Annotated in this window: 20 protein-coding genes; 16 read left to right on the forward strand and 4 right to left on the reverse strand. The window is 60.2% G+C overall.

What is annotated here, in order from left to right:
- Positions 1–21: 21 nt before the first annotated feature.
- Positions 22–807, forward strand: coding sequence for a formate/nitrite transporter family protein (locus NX84_RS03215; RefSeq protein ID WP_039673732.1), 786 nt, complete (start codon positions 22–24; stop codon positions 805–807).
- Here NX84_RS03215 and fdhD read toward each other — a convergent pair.
- Both fdhD and NX84_RS03225 read right to left on the reverse strand, forming a co-directional pair.
- Positions 776–1,627, reverse strand: coding sequence for a formate dehydrogenase accessory sulfurtransferase FdhD (gene fdhD, locus NX84_RS03220; protein WP_039673734.1), 852 nt, complete (start codon positions 1,625–1,627; stop codon positions 776–778). The genes NX84_RS03215 and fdhD overlap by 32 nt on opposite strands.
- Positions 1,624–1,872, reverse strand: a complete 249-nt coding sequence (locus NX84_RS03225; protein ID WP_039673736.1) for a DUF6457 domain-containing protein — start codon at positions 1,870–1,872, stop codon at positions 1,624–1,626. The genes fdhD and NX84_RS03225 overlap by 4 nt, the downstream gene beginning before the upstream one ends.
- A gap of 309 nt (positions 1,873–2,181) precedes the next feature.
- Between NX84_RS03225 and rpsH the strand changes: the two genes are divergently transcribed.
- From rpsH to NX84_RS12325, 7 genes are all read left to right on the forward strand, one after another.
- Positions 2,182–2,565, forward strand: coding sequence for a 30S ribosomal protein S8 (rpsH, locus tag NX84_RS03230; RefSeq protein WP_039673739.1), 384 nt, complete (start codon positions 2,182–2,184; stop codon positions 2,563–2,565).
- A gap of 14 nt (positions 2,566–2,579) precedes the next feature.
- Positions 2,580–3,116, forward strand: a complete 537-nt coding sequence (rplF, locus tag NX84_RS03235; protein WP_039673741.1) for a 50S ribosomal protein L6 — start codon at positions 2,580–2,582, stop codon at positions 3,114–3,116.
- A 3-nt stretch (positions 3,117–3,119) separates the two neighbouring features.
- A complete protein-coding gene (gene rplR, locus NX84_RS03240) occupies positions 3,120–3,521 on the forward strand; it encodes a 50S ribosomal protein L18 (protein WP_039673743.1) in 402 nt (133 codons plus the stop codon).
- Positions 3,522–3,561: 40 nt separating this feature from the next.
- Positions 3,562–4,188, forward strand: a complete 627-nt coding sequence (gene rpsE, locus NX84_RS03245; RefSeq protein WP_039673745.1) for a 30S ribosomal protein S5 — start codon at positions 3,562–3,564, stop codon at positions 4,186–4,188.
- A gap of 3 nt (positions 4,189–4,191) precedes the next feature.
- Positions 4,192–4,377 carry a 50S ribosomal protein L30 gene (rpmD, locus tag NX84_RS03250; protein ID WP_039673747.1) on the forward strand — a complete coding sequence of 62 codons (186 nt, stop codon included), beginning with the start codon at positions 4,192–4,194 and terminating at the stop codon, positions 4,375–4,377.
- Positions 4,378–4,380: 3 nt separating this feature from the next.
- Positions 4,381–4,827: a 50S ribosomal protein L15 gene (gene rplO / locus NX84_RS03255; RefSeq protein ID WP_039673748.1), complete on the forward strand. Its 447-nt coding sequence runs from the start codon at positions 4,381–4,383 to the stop codon at positions 4,825–4,827.
- Between the two features lie 532 nt (positions 4,828–5,359).
- Positions 5,360–5,737, forward strand: a complete 378-nt coding sequence (locus NX84_RS12325) for a hypothetical protein (RefSeq protein ID WP_052319641.1) — start codon at positions 5,360–5,362, stop codon at positions 5,735–5,737.
- A 79-nt stretch (positions 5,738–5,816) separates the two neighbouring features.
- On the opposite strand, the gene NX84_RS03265 is transcribed toward NX84_RS12325, so the two are convergent.
- On the reverse strand, positions 5,817–7,307 hold the full coding sequence (locus tag NX84_RS03265) for an FAD-binding oxidoreductase (RefSeq protein WP_039673750.1): 1,491 nt from the start codon (positions 7,305–7,307) through the stop codon (positions 5,817–5,819).
- A 9-nt stretch (positions 7,308–7,316) separates the two neighbouring features.
- Entirely contained in the window at positions 7,317–8,624 is a 1,308-nt protein-coding gene (locus NX84_RS03270; protein WP_039673752.1) for a class I SAM-dependent methyltransferase, read from the reverse strand.
- A gap of 370 nt (positions 8,625–8,994) precedes the next feature.
- Between NX84_RS03270 and secY the strand changes: the two genes are divergently transcribed.
- From secY to rpsD, 8 genes are all read left to right on the forward strand, one after another.
- Positions 8,995–10,320: a preprotein translocase subunit SecY gene (gene secY, locus NX84_RS03275; RefSeq protein ID WP_039673754.1), complete on the forward strand. Its 1,326-nt coding sequence runs from the start codon at positions 8,995–8,997 to the stop codon at positions 10,318–10,320.
- Complete coding sequence (locus tag NX84_RS03280) at positions 10,320–10,865, forward strand: adenylate kinase (RefSeq protein ID WP_039673756.1); 546 nt, start codon at positions 10,320–10,322, stop codon at positions 10,863–10,865. Before secY ends, NX84_RS03280 begins: the two co-directional genes overlap by 1 nt.
- Before the next feature lie 12 nt (positions 10,866–10,877).
- Complete coding sequence (gene map / locus NX84_RS03285) at positions 10,878–11,675, forward strand: type I methionyl aminopeptidase (RefSeq protein ID WP_039673758.1); 798 nt, start codon at positions 10,878–10,880, stop codon at positions 11,673–11,675.
- A gap of 37 nt (positions 11,676–11,712) precedes the next feature.
- A complete protein-coding gene (locus NX84_RS03290) occupies positions 11,713–12,504 on the forward strand; it encodes a L,D-transpeptidase (RefSeq protein ID WP_039673760.1) in 792 nt (263 codons plus the stop codon).
- 297 nt (positions 12,505–12,801) lie between these two features.
- Positions 12,802–13,020, forward strand: coding sequence for a translation initiation factor IF-1 (infA, locus tag NX84_RS03295; RefSeq protein ID WP_003854422.1), 219 nt, complete (start codon positions 12,802–12,804; stop codon positions 13,018–13,020).
- A 186-nt stretch (positions 13,021–13,206) separates the two neighbouring features.
- A complete protein-coding gene (gene rpsM, locus NX84_RS03300; RefSeq protein ID WP_039673764.1) occupies positions 13,207–13,575 on the forward strand; it encodes a 30S ribosomal protein S13 in 369 nt (122 codons plus the stop codon).
- 3 nt (positions 13,576–13,578) lie between these two features.
- Positions 13,579–13,983: a 30S ribosomal protein S11 gene (gene rpsK / locus NX84_RS03305; RefSeq protein WP_039673766.1), complete on the forward strand. Its 405-nt coding sequence runs from the start codon at positions 13,579–13,581 to the stop codon at positions 13,981–13,983.
- Between the two features lie 21 nt (positions 13,984–14,004).
- A complete protein-coding gene (gene rpsD, locus NX84_RS03310; RefSeq protein ID WP_039673768.1) occupies positions 14,005–14,610 on the forward strand; it encodes a 30S ribosomal protein S4 in 606 nt (201 codons plus the stop codon).
- Positions 14,611–14,677: the final 67 nt, after the last annotated feature.

The raw sequence follows: 14,677 nt of genomic DNA on the forward strand, positions 1-14,677 counted from the left end.
CCCTATCGTGCGAGGTAATCGATGTCCTTGAATGATGCTGCTGCGGCGGCCGTGACGAAGAAAGTCACGCTCCTAGATCAGTCCTTCTCCCGCTTTGCTGTCCGCTCTACTTTGGCGGGCGTGTACCTGGCCATCGGTACGGCGTTTGCGGCGGTGCTGGGAATGGGCGTCGAGAAGCATATGGAAGGCATGGGCTCGCTGGTCTTTGCTTGCCTGTTTGGTTTGGGCCTGTTTGCCATCGTCATTCTGGGCGCGGACTTGGCCACCGGCAACATGATGTACATGGTCTATGGCGCCGTGAACAAGCACGTGAGCTGGGGAAAGGGCATGTGGCTCTTGGTCGTCACCACGCTCTTCAATTTGGTGGGCGTCGTGCTCTTTGCCGCTGCCATGGGGGTGTCAGCGAAGCTGGGTGGTATTGACCCGAATCACCTCATTGCCACGCTATCGATGGGCAAGCTGACCAAGAGCCCGGGCGGTATGTTCGTGGAGGCCATCCTGGCTAACTTCGTGGTCAACATGGCGATTGTGGGCGCGGTCTTTGCCAAGGACATTGTGTCCAAGTTCTTCGTCATCGTGCCGATCATTGCCTGCTTCGTGGGCCTGGGTCTGGAGCACGTGATTGCAAACTTCTGCCTCATGCTGCTGACCTTCTTCTGCGCCAGCCCGCTGCCGGAGGGCTTTACCCTCGGCGCGGTGCTGCTCAACTGGTCCATCGTGTGGGTCGGCAACCTTATCGGCGGCGGCTTCCTTATTGGTGGCGTGTATGCCTGGCTTAACTCCGGCCCGGAAGCGTACCGCGACTAAGCTCGCCCGAATAAAGGTTAAAGCGGTCCCCGCGGGCAAAGCCCACCAGCGCCATTCCGGTCTCTCGTGCAGTTTCAACTGCCAGTGATGAGGCTGCGGAGACCGCGACGAGCGTGCCGAAGCCGGCCATCGCGGCCTTGTTGACCAGCTCGAAGCTGGCGCGCGAGCTCATGACCAGGATGAGGTCGCTGGCGGGGAGCATATCTTCCATGAGCAGGTGGCCAATGACCTTGTCGGCGGCGTTGTGGCGGCCCACGTCCTCGCGGACGACGATGGGCTCGCCGTCGAGAGTAAACGCGCCCGCGGCGTGGATGCCCCCGGTCTTGCGGAACTGCTTCTGCTCTCGTTTGAGGGCGTCGGGAAGCTGAGCGACGACCCTCGGATCCACCGGCACGTGCGGAATCTCGTAGCGTGATTGCTTCATGAGCGCCTCGATAGAGGAGGTACCGCACACGCCGCAAGCAGAGGTCGTCGTGGTGAGGCGCAGATCTGCAAGGGTTAGCGCATGGGGGTTGGTGAGCTCCACGTCGAGAAGGTTATAAGGATTGCGGCCATCCACGGAAGCACCGGCACAGTAGCGGGCCTCGTGGACGTCGGTGACCTTTTCAATGTGGCCCTCGGAGTGGAGGAAGCCGTGGGCCAGCTCGACATCGTGGCCGGGCGTGCGCATCGTCGTCGTAAGCGTCTGGCCGCCGACGCGAATCTCCAGAGGCTCTTCGCCGGCGACGGTATCGCCGCGGGTATCGACTTGGGTGACGTGGCCCTCCTCGTCGAGGCGCACCTTGGTCACGGCAAACGTGGCGTTGATGCGCCCGCTCATCGGTTGAGGGCCTCCTTCAAGGTGGCGATGTGAGCGCGGGCCTCGTCGACGTCCTTCGAGGCCAAACCGACTAAATAAGCCGTCAGCGGGGCAGCGGGGCGGGATTGGGTATGGGCCACGTCTTTGGTGAGGTCAAGCAGCTCCTTGATGAGGGCGGTGGCGTCGGCGGGGGAGACGTCGACAAGCACTGCGGCCTCCTCAAGCCACTGGTGTGCCGTACGGATGGGGTCTTGTTCTTCACTCATAACCAACAATGCTAACGCGTTTTGGAAAACAGCATGTCAACGGGTAGAGTAAGCCGACGGACTTGCATTTTTCCTCATCCCGCGCCGAGAAAATGGTGCGCGAACAGCGGAAATGTGCCAAGCCGGAAGAATTGAACACATCTACTTTGTTGTAGGCCCCTCGCCGTAGATAGCGGACCGTTGTCTGTATCAAAGGGTGGCGAGCGCCTCACGGTATTGACCGTGGGGAGCGTGAGTAGCCCGAAATCACACGGAGAACGCTTTGGTGAGTTATGGGAACCGCAACGAGAAAGGTTACAGGTCACTCATATGACTATGACTGATCCTATTGCCGACATGCTGTCGCGCGTGCGCAACGCATCTAATGCGCACCACGACTCCGTGTCGATGCCGACCTCCAAGCTCAAGGTGAACATCGCCGAGATCTTGAAGCAGGAAGGCTACATCGCTGACTACTCCGTCGAGGGCCGCGAGCTGTCCCTCGAGCTTAAGTACAACAACCGTGAACGTTCCCTCTCGGGTCTGCGTCGCGTGTCTAAGCCGGGTCTGCGTGTGTACGCAAAGTCCACCGAACTGCCGCAGGTTCTGGGCGGCCTGGGCGTGGCCATCATTTCCACGTCCCACGGCCTGCTTACCGACCGTCAGGCTCAGGAGAAGGGTGTAGGCGGAGAAGTTCTCGCCTACGTCTGGTAAGGGAGGATTGACACATGTCTCGTATCGGTCTAGCACCTATCGCCGTCCCGAAGGGCGTCGACATCACCATCAACGGCCAGGTCGTCAACGTGAAGGGGTCCAAGGGCACCCTCGAGGTTGAGCTGCCGGAGCCGATCACCGCAGCCGTCGAAGACGATGAGATCAAGGTCTCTCGTCCGGACGATGACCGCAAGAACCGCGCTCTGCACGGTCTGGCCCGTTCCCTGGTCAACAACGCCGTTGTTGGCGTGACCGAGGGCTACACCAAGAAGATGGAAATCTTCGGTGTCGGTTACCGCGTCCAGCAGAAGGGCAAGGACCTGGAGTTCTCTCTGGGCTACTCCCACCCGATCCTCATCAAGGCTCCGGAGGGCATCACCTTCGCTGTGGATGGCGCAACCAAGCTCTCCGTATCTGGTATTGACAAGCAACTGGTTGGACAGGTCGCCGCGTACATCCGCCGCCTGCGTAAGGACGATCCTTACAAGGGCAAGGGTATTCGCTACGACGGCGAGCAGGTCCGCCGCAAGGTCGGAAAGACGGGTAAGTAAGCAATGGCTAACACTGAAAACGCAAAGCGCACCCCGGTTGGCAAGGACATTTCCTCGCGTCGTCGTGAAGCACGCGCGCGCCGCCACTTCCGCATCCGTAAGACCCTCCGCGGCACCCCTGAGGCACCGCGTCTGGTCATTCACCGCTCCTCCCGCCACATGCACGTCCAGGTCATCGACGACCTGGCCGGCCACACCCTGGCTGCTGCTTCCTCCATGGAAGCCGACGTGCGCGCACTCGAGGGCGACAAGAAGGCCAAGGCTGCCAAGGTAGGCGAGCTCATCGCTGAGCGCGCCAAGGCCGCTGGCATCGAGCAGGTCGTCTTTGACCGTGCAGGCTACAAGTACCACGGCCGCGTTGCTGCGCTGGCCGACGCCGCTCGCGAAGGTGGTCTGCAGTTCTAATGATTAAGGCACACGGAAACATCAACGGAAGGAACGCCTAATGTCGGACCGTGAACAGCGTGACGGCGGACGCTCCGCCGAGAACAACAACGACCGCAAGGGTCGCAACAACGGCCGTCGTAACGACCGCCGCAACCAGCAGGACAACGAGCGCGATAAGTACATCGAGCGCGTTGTGACCATCAACCGCGTCTCCAAGACCGTAAAGGGTGGCCGCAACATGTCCTTCACCGCTCTCGTCGTCGTTGGCGACGGCCAGGGCATGGTTGGCGTCGGCTACGGCAAGGCCAAGGAAGTCCCGGCGGCAATCCAGAAGGGTGCAGAAGAGGCTCGCAAGAACTTCTTCCGCGTCCCGATGATTGCCGGCACCATTACCCACCCGGTTGAGGGTCGCGACGCAGCTGGCATCGTCATGATGAAGCCGGCCGCTCCGGGTACTGGTGTTATCGCCGGTGGTGCTGCTCGTCCGGTGCTTGAGTGCGCTGGCGTGCAGGACATCCTGTCGAAGTCCCTGGGCTCCGACAACGCTCTCAACGTCGTCCGCGCTACCGTGGACGGCCTCAAGCAGCTGGTTCGCCCCGAGGAAGTTGCCGCACGCCGTGGCAAGTCCCTCGAAGAGGTCACGCCAGCCCAGATGCTGCGCAAGCGCGCAGGTCAGGAGGCATAAGCAATGGCTCTGAAGATTACTCAGGTAAAGGGCCTTGTGGGCACCAAGCCGAACCACCGCGCCAACATTGAGGCTCTTGGTCTCAAGCGCATCGGACACTCTGTTGTCAAGCAGGACACCCCGATCATCCGCGGCATGGTTCACAAGGTGCGTCACCTGGTCACCGTCGAAGAAGTGGCAGGGGAGTAAACCATGGCTGATATCATCAAGCTCCACGACCTGCGCCCGGCCGCAGGCTCCAACAAGCCCAAGACCCGCGTCGGACGCGGTGAGGCATCCAAGGGTAAGACCGCTGGTCGCGGTACCAAGGGCACCGGTGCTCGCAAGCAGGTTTCCGCTGCTTTCGAGGGTGGCCAGATGCCGCTGCACATGCGTCTGCCGAAGCTCAAGGGCTTCAAGAACCCGAACCACGTTGAGTACCAGGTAGTTAACGTTGCTGACTTGGCTGAGAAGTTTGCACAGGGCGGCGACATCACCGTTGCTGACATTGCAGCTGCTGGCCTCGTCCGCGCTAACCAGCCGGTCAAGGTTCTGGGCAACGGCGACATCAACGTCAAGCTGAATGTCACCGCTGACAAGTTCTCCAAGTCTGCTGTTGAGAAGATTGAGGCTGCTGGCGGCACCGCCACCACCAAGTAAATCTTTTCTCGATTCGCGGAGAATCTAACTGCACCCTCCCATGGGCCACCGTCTCGGTGTCCTGCGGGAGGGTTGCGGCGTTTTCGCTCACGCATGGCCGCCGGGGGCGTGGTGTGCTGGAAGGCAACGAGGGCGCGGCTTCTCTCTGGGCGCTAAATGGTACTAGTGCCTTTTGAGGGGCACCTTATGGTCGGGTTGCTATGTGTTGACCTGGGGTTTCGTCGTGGGCGGGCTGCAAAAGGTACTAATGCCTTTTGAGGGGCACCTTATGGCCGAATTCTTATGCGGTGACCTGGGGGTTTGCCGAATCGGTGCCGCAAAAGGCATTTCTTAAAAGGTTCCAATGCTCCGCTAGCGCGCTTCTTGTGTCCCGCTAGCGCGCTAATTGTGTCTTGCCAGCGCCCTGCTTGTGTCCTGCTAGTGCGCTGCTGGTGTTTCGCCAGTGCCCTGCTAGCACCTCGCTAGCTAATAAATCCATGAGCTGATATATTCTTTTCACAGGGTTACTGCATGTCAGTTTAAGGAGAAGCTCATGACCTTCATCAACCAGCTCATCGCGGGATTTATGGCCACCATTATGTCGTTGTTTGGCTTCGCCGCGCCGCTAGATAACAACGGTGTTCACTCTCATGCCGCTGCCGCGCACGTGGAGAATGCCACCACCGGTGATAACGCGCCGTCTGCGCAGCCGGGTGAAGAGCTGAGCCCGCAGAAGGCCGTGGAACGCGAACTTTTCCTAGCCACCGAAGAGCTGGGCCACGAGTTCATGACCATTCGCTTTGAGGGCACCACGACTTCCCACATCATTTTCCTTGAGTCCTACAACCCGGATACCGACCAGGCTGCTGTTGACCGCATGATGAAGTCCCTGGCGGATAACGGCTTTGTGCGCGTGGACGCAGTCGCGTAACCCCTCCTGAATGTAGCAAGACCCCCATGGCCAGGGATGAGCTCCTGGTGATGGGGGTCGGGCTGTTTAGCAGCCCATCTTAAGCGTCGTTGACCGTCTTGTCGTAGAGGGTCGGGAAGCGGTTGTCTGGGTCGGCCACCGCCTTGATGCGTTCCGGTAGTTCGCCGCCGTAGAGTGACGCGAACTCTTCGGGGGAATAGAAGGCCTCCGAGTATAGGGACTTGTGCCCACCGAGTTCGCTTACTTTGGCCTCAATGATGCGGTTGAAGGCGCCATTGCCGGGAGCAGTCGGATCGACGTGATTGCCCTCCACCCCGGACCAGAAACCAACGTTGACCCAGGTCTGGCCCGGCAGCAGCGGGTAGAGCGGCCAGGGATCAGGCGAACTAGCCGCGATGTCACCGGTACCGATGAGGTTCTCTACACCGTCGCGCAGGCGGATCGGACACAGCCATACTGGCTGGATATCGGAGGCCTGAAAGAACCAACGCAGAAATTCCGGCAGGTTTTCCGGAGTGACCTCGATGTCTTGCACTACCCGCTCGCCGCGAGGAAGGCCCTTGGGCTTCTTAATAAAGTTGTATTCAAGTTCGTACTTGCGGTCCAAGCGTACGAGCTTCCAGTAGAAAGAGCTGCGCCGCAGCTCCCGGGGCCATACCTTGCGCACACGCGGGTTCTGGGCACCGAAGGCACGGGAGCACCAGAACCAGTCGGTATCCCAGCGCCAGATGTAATCGCGCACTGTCAAACGGTCGTGGCGGATACCGCGGGCATGCTGGAGGCTGCGATAAAAGATTTTGTCCCTCGTGTAGTCAGAGGTCGGCCCCTCCTCATCCGTGAAACGCGCCATGACCAGATACGCCTCGTCCGGAGAGAAGACCACCCCATCGAGCCCGTGGACGTCGAGGTCGTTGTAGGTGTGGGTACGGGAGACGTCGTCAAGCACGCGTGCGAGTGAGTCGACGTCGTGGAAGCGCACCTCCCGCAGCTCCACGTAGGGTTTCACCGCGCGCAGCTCAATCTTGAGGCGCACCGCGTATCCCAGAGAGCCGTAGGAGTTGGGGAAGAGGCGGAAGAGGTCGACGTTCTCCTCGCGTGAGCAGGTGACAATCTCCCCGGTTCCGGTAAGAACGTCCATCTCCAGCACCGATTCATGCGGTAGGCCGTCGCGAAAGCTGGTGGATTCCACGCCCATACCGGTCACGGCGCCGCCGAGCGTAATGGTCTTGAGCTGTGGCACCACGAAGGGCATGAGGCCGTGCGGCAAGGTGGCATCGACTAGGTCTTCGTAGGTGCACATGCCCTGGACCTCGGCGGTCTGCGCAATGGGGTCGACCTCAATGACACCTCCCAGGCCGGAGGCGTCCAGCCCCGCTTGCTCGCCGCTGCGGCCGCGGAAGAGATTCGAGGTCTTCTTGGCTAGGCGCACGCGCTTATCCTTCGGCACGGCGCGGAAGCTACGCAGGAGCTTATCGACGCCTTGCTCGTGCGCCTTCCAACCCACCGGCGGAATCTCCACGGCGTCGACGCTACGGTGATTGCTGATTTGGTTAATGAGACGAGACACCATCTTTTCCTCCTAGAAACGCGAATCTTCCCACCAGCGGCGCTCAGGCACGCCGGCGCGAGAGCCGGCGTCGCCCAGCTTGACGCCCAGGAAGTGGTAGAGGTTGATGATGTTGTGCTCGAAGCCCCACTCGGAGCCGGCCATGTAGATGGCCCACAGACGCGCGGTGGGCAGGCCTACCAGGGAGCAGGCCTCCTCCCATGTGTCTTTGAGGTTCTCGCACCAATCGTGGAGCGTGCGCATGTAGTCAAAACGCAGGGACTCGGTATGCACGACTTCAAATCCGGCGTCCTGCATGCACTTGGTGATGGTGCCGGAGCCGGACAGCTCGCCGTCAGGGAAGATGTAGCGGTCGATGAACCCGCCCTTGGGCGTCTTGTGATTATCCGGATAAGTAATGCAGTGGTTGAGCATGAGGCCGCCGGGTTTCAGCTTGCCGTTAAGGAAGCGGAAGAAGTCGGGGTAGTTCTTGACGCCGATGTGCTCGAGCAGGCCGATGGCGGATATGGCGTCGAAACCTTCCTCGGTGACATCGCGGTAATCCATAAAGCGGATTTCGGCGAGGTCCTCGAGGCCTTCTTCCTTAATCTTGGCTTGGCCCCACTCGGCCTGTTCTTTGGACAAGGTCACACCGAGGGACTTCACGCCGCGCTTGGCGGCGTAGCGCACCATGCCGCCCCAGCCGCAGCCGACGTCTAAATGGTGGTCGCCGTCCTTGAGCCGCAACTTGTCGAAGATAAGGCGGTATTTGTTCTCCTGCGCCTCATCGAGAGTGGCGTCGGGGGAGGGGTAGTAAGCACAGGTGTAGGTCATGGAGTCGCCGAGGAAGAGCTCGTAGAAATCATTGCCTACGTCGTAGTGGTCGGAGATAACATCGGCATCGCGCTCTTTGGAGTGTTTGGACAAGCCCTCGTGTACCTTGCGGCGCAGCCACGAGGCGCGTTCGACCTCGGGAACCGGCTGGATCTGGAAGGCACCCATGGATGCTAGTGAGCGCACCACGCGCGCCAAAGTCTTGGCGTCCGGCTTGGTGAACTTGTCATACATGACGTGGAGGGCGTCGAAGATGCCATAAGGGTGCGCCGGGTGCTCGCCTTTCACCGTGATGCCGTCGGTGACATAGGCGCGAGCAAAGCCAACATCACCCGGACGCGTAGCTATATAGGCCAAGCCTTGGAGGCTGTTGATAGTGACGGTGAATTGGGCGTCGGCAGGGCCGGTAGCGGAACCGTCGAAGGCTTCCCAGCGGAAAGGATTGGGGTGCGGGACAAACGCATCAATGATCTCCGCCACGGTCATGGGGGTAAATCGCGTGCTCATAGAACTACGTACTTCTTTCACTTCATCGTTAGGCAGATATAGAAACGGCCGTACTCCGAGGCGCCCCGGGCGACGCGGGAGAGGTCGAAGAGTTGGAGGTCGCCGTACAGCGACAGCGCTGAAAAGGCAACACAAGCCATGGTAGGACGGAATGAGAAATACCGCTAAGGACAAAGCTATTTTCAGTTGGCTCAGGGGGTTGATGTGGCGAAATAGCGCGCGGCTGGTAGGGTAATGGGGTCAAAAGTGTTCAACCGTTCCTATGACGTGCCTGAAAGGGCTCTCATGCAGTAGGAACAGATGAGTTCCACCTCCGTGCGCGGCAGTTTCGGCCCGCAGTTTAAGCGCGGTAGGCCAGGAGGATTTAGTAGTGTCCGCCATTTTGCAGGCTTTTAAAGACGCCGACCTGCGTAAGAAGATCATCTTCACACTCGTGATGATTATTCTCTACCGCGTTGGCGCGCAGATCCCGTCCCCGGGTGTTGATTACGCCACCATCGCTGGCCGTCTTCGCGAGCTGACGGAAGAATCCGGCAACCTCTACTCGGTGATTAACCTGTTCTCCGGTGGTGCGCTGCTGCAGCTGTCTATCTTCGCCATCGGCATCATGCCGTACATTACGGCGTCGATTATCGTGCAGCTGCTGACCGTGGTCATTCCGCACTTCGAACAGCTGAAGAAGGAAGGCCAGTCGGGCCAGGCCAAGATGACGCAGTACACGCGTTACCTCACCCTGGCGCTGGCGCTTCTGCAGTCGGCCGGCATCGTGGCCTTGGCGGACCGCGAGCAGCTGCTGGGGCAAGGAGTGCGCGTTCTGGCGGAGGACCGCAACCTGTTTACCCTTATCGTTCTCGTCATCACCATGACGGCAGGCGCTGTTCTCGTGATGTGGATGGGTGAGCTCATCACCGAAAAGGGCATCGGTAACGGTATGTCCCTGATGATTTTCGCTGGTATTGCTACCCGCCTGCCTACCGACGGCGTCAGCATCATGCAGAATAATGGTGGCCTGGTCTTCGCCATGGTTCTTGCCGGCCTCATCGTTCTCGTTGTCGGTATTACCTTCATCGAGCAGGGCCAGCGCCGCATCCCGGTGCAGTACGCCAAGCGTATGGTGGGCCGCCGCCAATACGGTGGTTCCTCCACCTACCTGCCGCTCAAGGTTAACCAGGCCGGCGTTATCCCGGTTATCTTCGCGTCTTCCCTCATCTACATGCCGGTGCTTATCACGCAGATCGTGAACTCCGGCTCCCCGGGCGTATCCGATAACTGGTGGCAGCGCAACGTCATCGCTCACCTGCAGGCGCCGAGCTCCTGGCAGTACATTGTCCTCTACTTTGCACTGACCATCTTCTTCTCCTACTTCTACGTGTCCGTTCAGTACGACCCTGCTGAACAGGCGGACAACATGAAGAAGTATGGTGGATTCATCCCGGGTATCCGCCCGGGCCGACCGACCGCCGAATACCTAGGCTTCGTCATGAACCGCCTGCTGTTCGTCGGCTCGATCTACCTGGCACTCATCGCCGTCCTGCCGAATATTCTTCTGGACTTGGGCATCGGCAGCGCGGGTGCCAGCGGAACCTCCGCATTCGGTGGTACCGCCATCCTCATTATGGTCTCGGTTGCCCTGACCACGGTCAAGCAGATCGAGTCCCAGCTCCTACAATCCAACTACGAAGGACTGCTTAAGTAATGCGTTACGTACTCCTTGGCCCTCCCGGTGCCGGCAAGGGCACCCAAGCCGCTATCCTCAGCGAGAAGCTCGGCGTCCCGCACATCTCCACCGGTGACCTTTTCCGCGCCAACATTGGTGAAGGAACCCCGCTCGGCGTTGAGGCCAAGTCCTACATCGACGCCGGCAAGCTGGTGCCGACGGATGTCACCGCTCGCATGGTGGAGGACCGTCTCAACGAGGATGACGCGAAGAATGGCTTCCTTCTGGATGGTTTCCCGCGCACCGTTGAGCAGGCAGACATCCTGCAGAAACTGCTGGCCGATAAGGGCTTGAAGCTCGATGGCGTTCTCAACTTCGAGGTGTCTGAGGATGTCGTCGTTGAGCGCATGCTGGCCCGCGGCCGCGCTGACGATACCGAGGAGACCATCCGTACCCGCCTCGGTGTCTACCGCGACGAGACCTTCCCGCTCATCGAGCACTACGGCGAGGCCATCATCCCGGTCCAGGCTGAGGGCTCCGTAGAGGAGATCAACGAGCGCGCGCTCACGGCGATGGGCAAGTAGTTCCCTGTCGCTATGGCTTTTCGACGACGCACGAGGACCATGCCTGCCCGTACCCCGGGCGAGCTTGACGCTATGCAGGCAGCCGGCGAGATCGTTGGCCGCGCTCTGCAGGCGGTGCGCGCTGCCGCCGCGGTTGGGGTCAGCACGCTGGAGCTCGACGAGGTAGCTGAGCAGACCATTCGTGATGCCGGCGCCGTGCCCACGTTCAAGGGCTACGGCGGCTTCCCGGGTTCCATCTGTGCGTCCGTCAACGAGGTCATCGTCCACGGCATCCCCAGTAGCGATATCGTCCTTGGCGACGGTGACCTCATCTCCATCGATTGCGGTGCCACCCTCGATGGTTGGGTAGGGGATAGTGCGTGGACGTTTGGCATCGGAAAGCTCAGCGCTGAGGCCCAGGCCCTGTCCGACGCCACCGAATGGGTCCTCCACGAGGGCCTCAAGGCCATGGTTCCGGGCAATCGCCTCACCGATGTCTCTGCTGCCCTCGAGCAAGCCACCTACGCTGCCGAGGATAAATTTGGCGTCGAGCTCTACATTGTCGACGGCTACGGCGGCCATGGAATCGGGCGTGAAATGCACGAAGAGCCTTACCTGGCCAATGAAGGCAAAGCCGGCCGCGGCCCTATCATTCAAGACGGATCGGTTCTGGCCATCGAACCGATGCTTACCCTAGGCACGGAAGATAACGCCGTGCTTGACGACGACTGGACGGTCGTCACCACCGACGGTTCCCTCGCCTCTCACTGGGAGCACACCGTGGCGGCCACGGAGAATGGTCCCCGAATCCTGACCCAGCGCTACTCCTAGGTAGGAATTGAAGACGGAAAGGTTTATACTTTCTGGCATGTTTAAACTTCGTTCCCACTCTGGTGCTCGTTCCCTACGTCGAGCAGCCGCAGCGGGCCTCGTGTCCGTCTCTCTTCTGACCGCACCTGCAGCCAACGCGCAGACCGCCCCGTCCTTCGATACTTTGTCCTCCGACGTTCAGTCTCAGGTCGATAGCTTCCTGGGCCAAACGCGTGAGAGCGCATGGACGTCCCGCAACGACATTCTCGAGTCCCTCCGAGCTGCTAACCCGCAGGCAGCCGACGCTCTTCGTCCCGTCATCGACGGTGCCATCGAGCTGATCTTCCCGGGCCTTATTGATCAGAAGAACGCGGAGATCCGCGCTGCACGCGAAGCCGAGGAGCGCGCTCACGCTGAGCAGGTTGCTCGTGAAAAGGCCGCTGCTGAGGAAGCTGCACGCAAGGCTGAGGCTGAGCGCAAGGCACAGCGTTTCGATACCGGCCCGTGCCCGGCCGATGCCCGCATTTGCGTCGACCGCGGTGGTCGCCGCACTTGGCTGCAGGACGGCAATGGCAACGTCACCTACGTTGCTCAGGGTGTGTCTACCGGTAAGCCGGGCGAGGAGACCCCGGCCGGTACCTTCTACATCAACCGCAAGATCAAGGACGAAATCTCCTGGGAGTTCGGCGACGCTCCGATGCCGTACGCCATGTACTTCACCAACAATGGCCATGCCTTCCACGAGGGTTCCCCGGCGTACCAGTCCAATGGCTGCGTTCGTCTGACCCACCAGGACGCCGTACGCTACTGGAACGATGTGCCGATGGGCTCAAAGGTCTTCATCTACTAAGACGTGTGAGGGGGCTCTCCTTCACACCGTATGAAAAGTAGATTTTCACGCCCGCTGCCTTACCTAGGCGGCGGGCTTTCGGCGTGTCATGGGTCCTTTATGGCGTGTCCTGCGCTAGCGACATTTGGAAATGGCGTTGTCGCAGCGTATGCTTGAGAGCTGGTGTCTGCACGTCGTGCTTCCCAATGCTGGAGTACAGGCAGAGGACACCAGGCAGTAGACATCAAACATGCAGGTGAAGATGGGGACGTCGCCAAGCGCGGCGTACCACCAACGCTCACCAGAAAAGTAGAGGTTATGGCTAAGGAAGGCGCAATCGAGGTTGAGGGTCGCATCGTCGAACCCCTGCCCAACGCAATGTTCCGCGTCGAGCTCGACAACGGACACAAGGTTCTTGCACACATCTCTGGCAAGATGCGTCAGCACTACATCCGCATCCTCCCGGAGGACCGCGTTGTTGTAGAGCTGTCTCCTTATGACCTGACCCGCGGACGCATCGTCTACCGCTACAAGTAAAGACAGTAAGCCTCCTTATCCACGGGACGCACTTGATGCGTCCCTTTCTACCTCAGGCTGCGATGGCCTGAGCCCGCATTGCTAAGCATGCCCACTGAATCCCCGGCTCGGCCCGGGGCGAAGCGCCTGCGTGGTGGGGGACGGATGAGGAGAAAACCATCGTAACAACCCGAAAGGACTAGCCATATGGCACGTCTAGCTGGTGTTGACCTCCCGCGTAACAAGCGCATGGAGGTTGCTCTCACCTACATCTACGGCATCGGGCCTTCCCGTGCCAAGGAACTGCTGGAAAAGACCGGCATTTCTCCCGACCTGCGCACCGACAACCTGGATGATGACCAGCTGTCGGCGCTGCGTGACGTTATTGAAGCTACCTGGAAGGTAGAGGGTGACCTCCGCCGCCAGGTTCAGGCTGACATCCGTCGCAAGATTGAAATCGGCTGCTACCAGGGTATCCGCCACCGTCGTGGCCTGCCCGTACGTGGTCAGCGCACCAAGACCAACGCTCGTACGCGCAAGGGTCCGAAGAAGACGATCGCAGGAAAGAAGAAGTAAAACATGCCACCGAAGACTCGTTCCGGCGCGCGCCGTGGTGGTCGTCGCGTCGTAAAGAAGAACGTGGCCGCTGGCCACGCTTACATCAAGTCCACCTTCAACAACACCATCGTGTCCATCACGGACCCGCATGGAGCTGTCATCTCTTGGGCATCCTCTGGCCACGTTGGCTTCAAGGGTTCCCGTAAGTCCACCCCGTTCGCAGCCCAGATGGCCGCTGAGAACGCTGCCCGCAAGGCAATGGACCACGGTATGAAGAAGGTTGACGTATTCGTCAAGGGTCCGGGCTCCGGCCGCGAGACCGCCATCCGTTCCCTGCAGGCAGCAGGCCTCGAGGTTAACTCGATTACGGATGCCACCCCTCAGCCGCACAACGGCTGCCGTCCGACCAAGCGCCGCAAGGTTTAAGGGAAAGGAAGAGGTAAAACAATGGCTCGTTATACTGGCCCCGCTACCCGCGTATCCCGCCGTCTGCGCGTCGACCTGGTCGGCGGCGATATGGCATTTGAGCGCCGCCCGTACCCTCCGGGACAGGCTGGCCGTAACCGCATCAAGGAATCTGAGTACCTGCTGCAGCTCCAGGAGAAGCAGAAGGCAAAGTACACCTACGGTGTGCTGGAGCGTCAGTTCCGTCGCTACTACGCTGAGGCTAACCGCCTCCCGGGCAAGACCGGTGACAACCTCGTTGTCCTGCTCGAGTCCCGTCTTGACAACGTGATCTACCGCGCTGGTCTGGCCAACACCCGCCGCCAGGCTCGCCAGCTTGTCTCTCACGGTCACTTCACCGTGAACGGCAAGAAGATCAACGTTCCTTCCTTCCAGGTCACTCAGTACGACATCATCGATGTCCGCGAGCGTTCCCAGAAGATGGAATGGTTCGAAGAGGCCCAGGATCGCCTGATTGACGCCAACGTTCCGGCGTGGCTGCAGGTCGTCCCGGACACCCTGCGCATCCTCGTGCACCAGCTGCCCGAGCGCGCTCAGATCGACATCCCGCTGCAGGAGCAGCTCATCGTCGAGCTTTACTCGAAGTAAACTTTCGATATCTGATTCTTTACCCCTTCTACCGGCGTCATATAGCGGGCGCCGACAAGGAGAAATT

Source organism: Corynebacterium minutissimum, from assembly GCF_000805675.1.
In the GTDB taxonomy this organism is placed as follows: Bacteria; Actinomycetota; Actinomycetes; order Mycobacteriales; family Mycobacteriaceae; genus Corynebacterium; species Corynebacterium minutissimum.

What these genes read in the sequence shown, in the direction of transcription:
- rpsH (WP_039673739.1), top strand. Translation starts at nt 2,182, where the DNA reads ATGACTATGACTGATCCTATTGCCGACATGCTGTCGCGCGTGCGCAAC.
- rpsK (WP_039673766.1), top strand. Translation starts at nt 13,579, where the DNA reads ATGCCACCGAAGACTCGTTCCGGCGCGCGCCGTGGTGGTCGTCGCGTC.
- rpsM (WP_039673764.1), top strand. Translation starts at nt 13,207, where the DNA reads ATGGCACGTCTAGCTGGTGTTGACCTCCCGCGTAACAAGCGCATGGAG.
- rplF (WP_039673741.1), top strand. Translation starts at nt 2,580, where the DNA reads ATGTCTCGTATCGGTCTAGCACCTATCGCCGTCCCGAAGGGCGTCGAC.
- rpsE (WP_039673745.1), top strand. Translation starts at nt 3,562, where the DNA reads ATGTCGGACCGTGAACAGCGTGACGGCGGACGCTCCGCCGAGAACAAC.
- map (WP_039673758.1), top strand. Translation starts at nt 10,878, where the DNA reads ATGGCTTTTCGACGACGCACGAGGACCATGCCTGCCCGTACCCCGGGC.
- NX84_RS12325 (WP_052319641.1), top strand. Translation starts at nt 5,360, where the DNA reads ATGACCTTCATCAACCAGCTCATCGCGGGATTTATGGCCACCATTATG.
- rpsD (WP_039673768.1), top strand. Translation starts at nt 14,005, where the DNA reads ATGGCTCGTTATACTGGCCCCGCTACCCGCGTATCCCGCCGTCTGCGC.
- fdhD (WP_039673734.1), bottom strand. Translation starts at nt 1,627, where the DNA reads ATGAGCGGGCGCATCAACGCCACGTTTGCCGTGACCAAGGTGCGCCTC.
- rplR (WP_039673743.1), top strand. Translation starts at nt 3,120, where the DNA reads ATGGCTAACACTGAAAACGCAAAGCGCACCCCGGTTGGCAAGGACATT.
- infA (WP_003854422.1), top strand. Translation starts at nt 12,802, where the DNA reads ATGGCTAAGGAAGGCGCAATCGAGGTTGAGGGTCGCATCGTCGAACCC.
- NX84_RS03215 (WP_039673732.1), top strand. Translation starts at nt 22, where the DNA reads ATGTCCTTGAATGATGCTGCTGCGGCGGCCGTGACGAAGAAAGTCACG.
- rplO (WP_039673748.1), top strand. Translation starts at nt 4,381, where the DNA reads ATGGCTGATATCATCAAGCTCCACGACCTGCGCCCGGCCGCAGGCTCC.
- NX84_RS03265 (WP_039673750.1), bottom strand. Translation starts at nt 7,307, where the DNA reads ATGGTGTCTCGTCTCATTAACCAAATCAGCAATCACCGTAGCGTCGAC.
- NX84_RS03225 (WP_039673736.1), bottom strand. Translation starts at nt 1,872, where the DNA reads ATGAGTGAAGAACAAGACCCCATCCGTACGGCACACCAGTGGCTTGAG.
- NX84_RS03290 (WP_039673760.1), top strand. Translation starts at nt 11,713, where the DNA reads ATGTTTAAACTTCGTTCCCACTCTGGTGCTCGTTCCCTACGTCGAGCA.
- NX84_RS03270 (WP_039673752.1), bottom strand. Translation starts at nt 8,624, where the DNA reads ATGAGCACGCGATTTACCCCCATGACCGTGGCGGAGATCATTGATGCG.
- NX84_RS03280 (WP_039673756.1), top strand. Translation starts at nt 10,320, where the DNA reads ATGCGTTACGTACTCCTTGGCCCTCCCGGTGCCGGCAAGGGCACCCAA.
- rpmD (WP_039673747.1), top strand. Translation starts at nt 4,192, where the DNA reads ATGGCTCTGAAGATTACTCAGGTAAAGGGCCTTGTGGGCACCAAGCCG.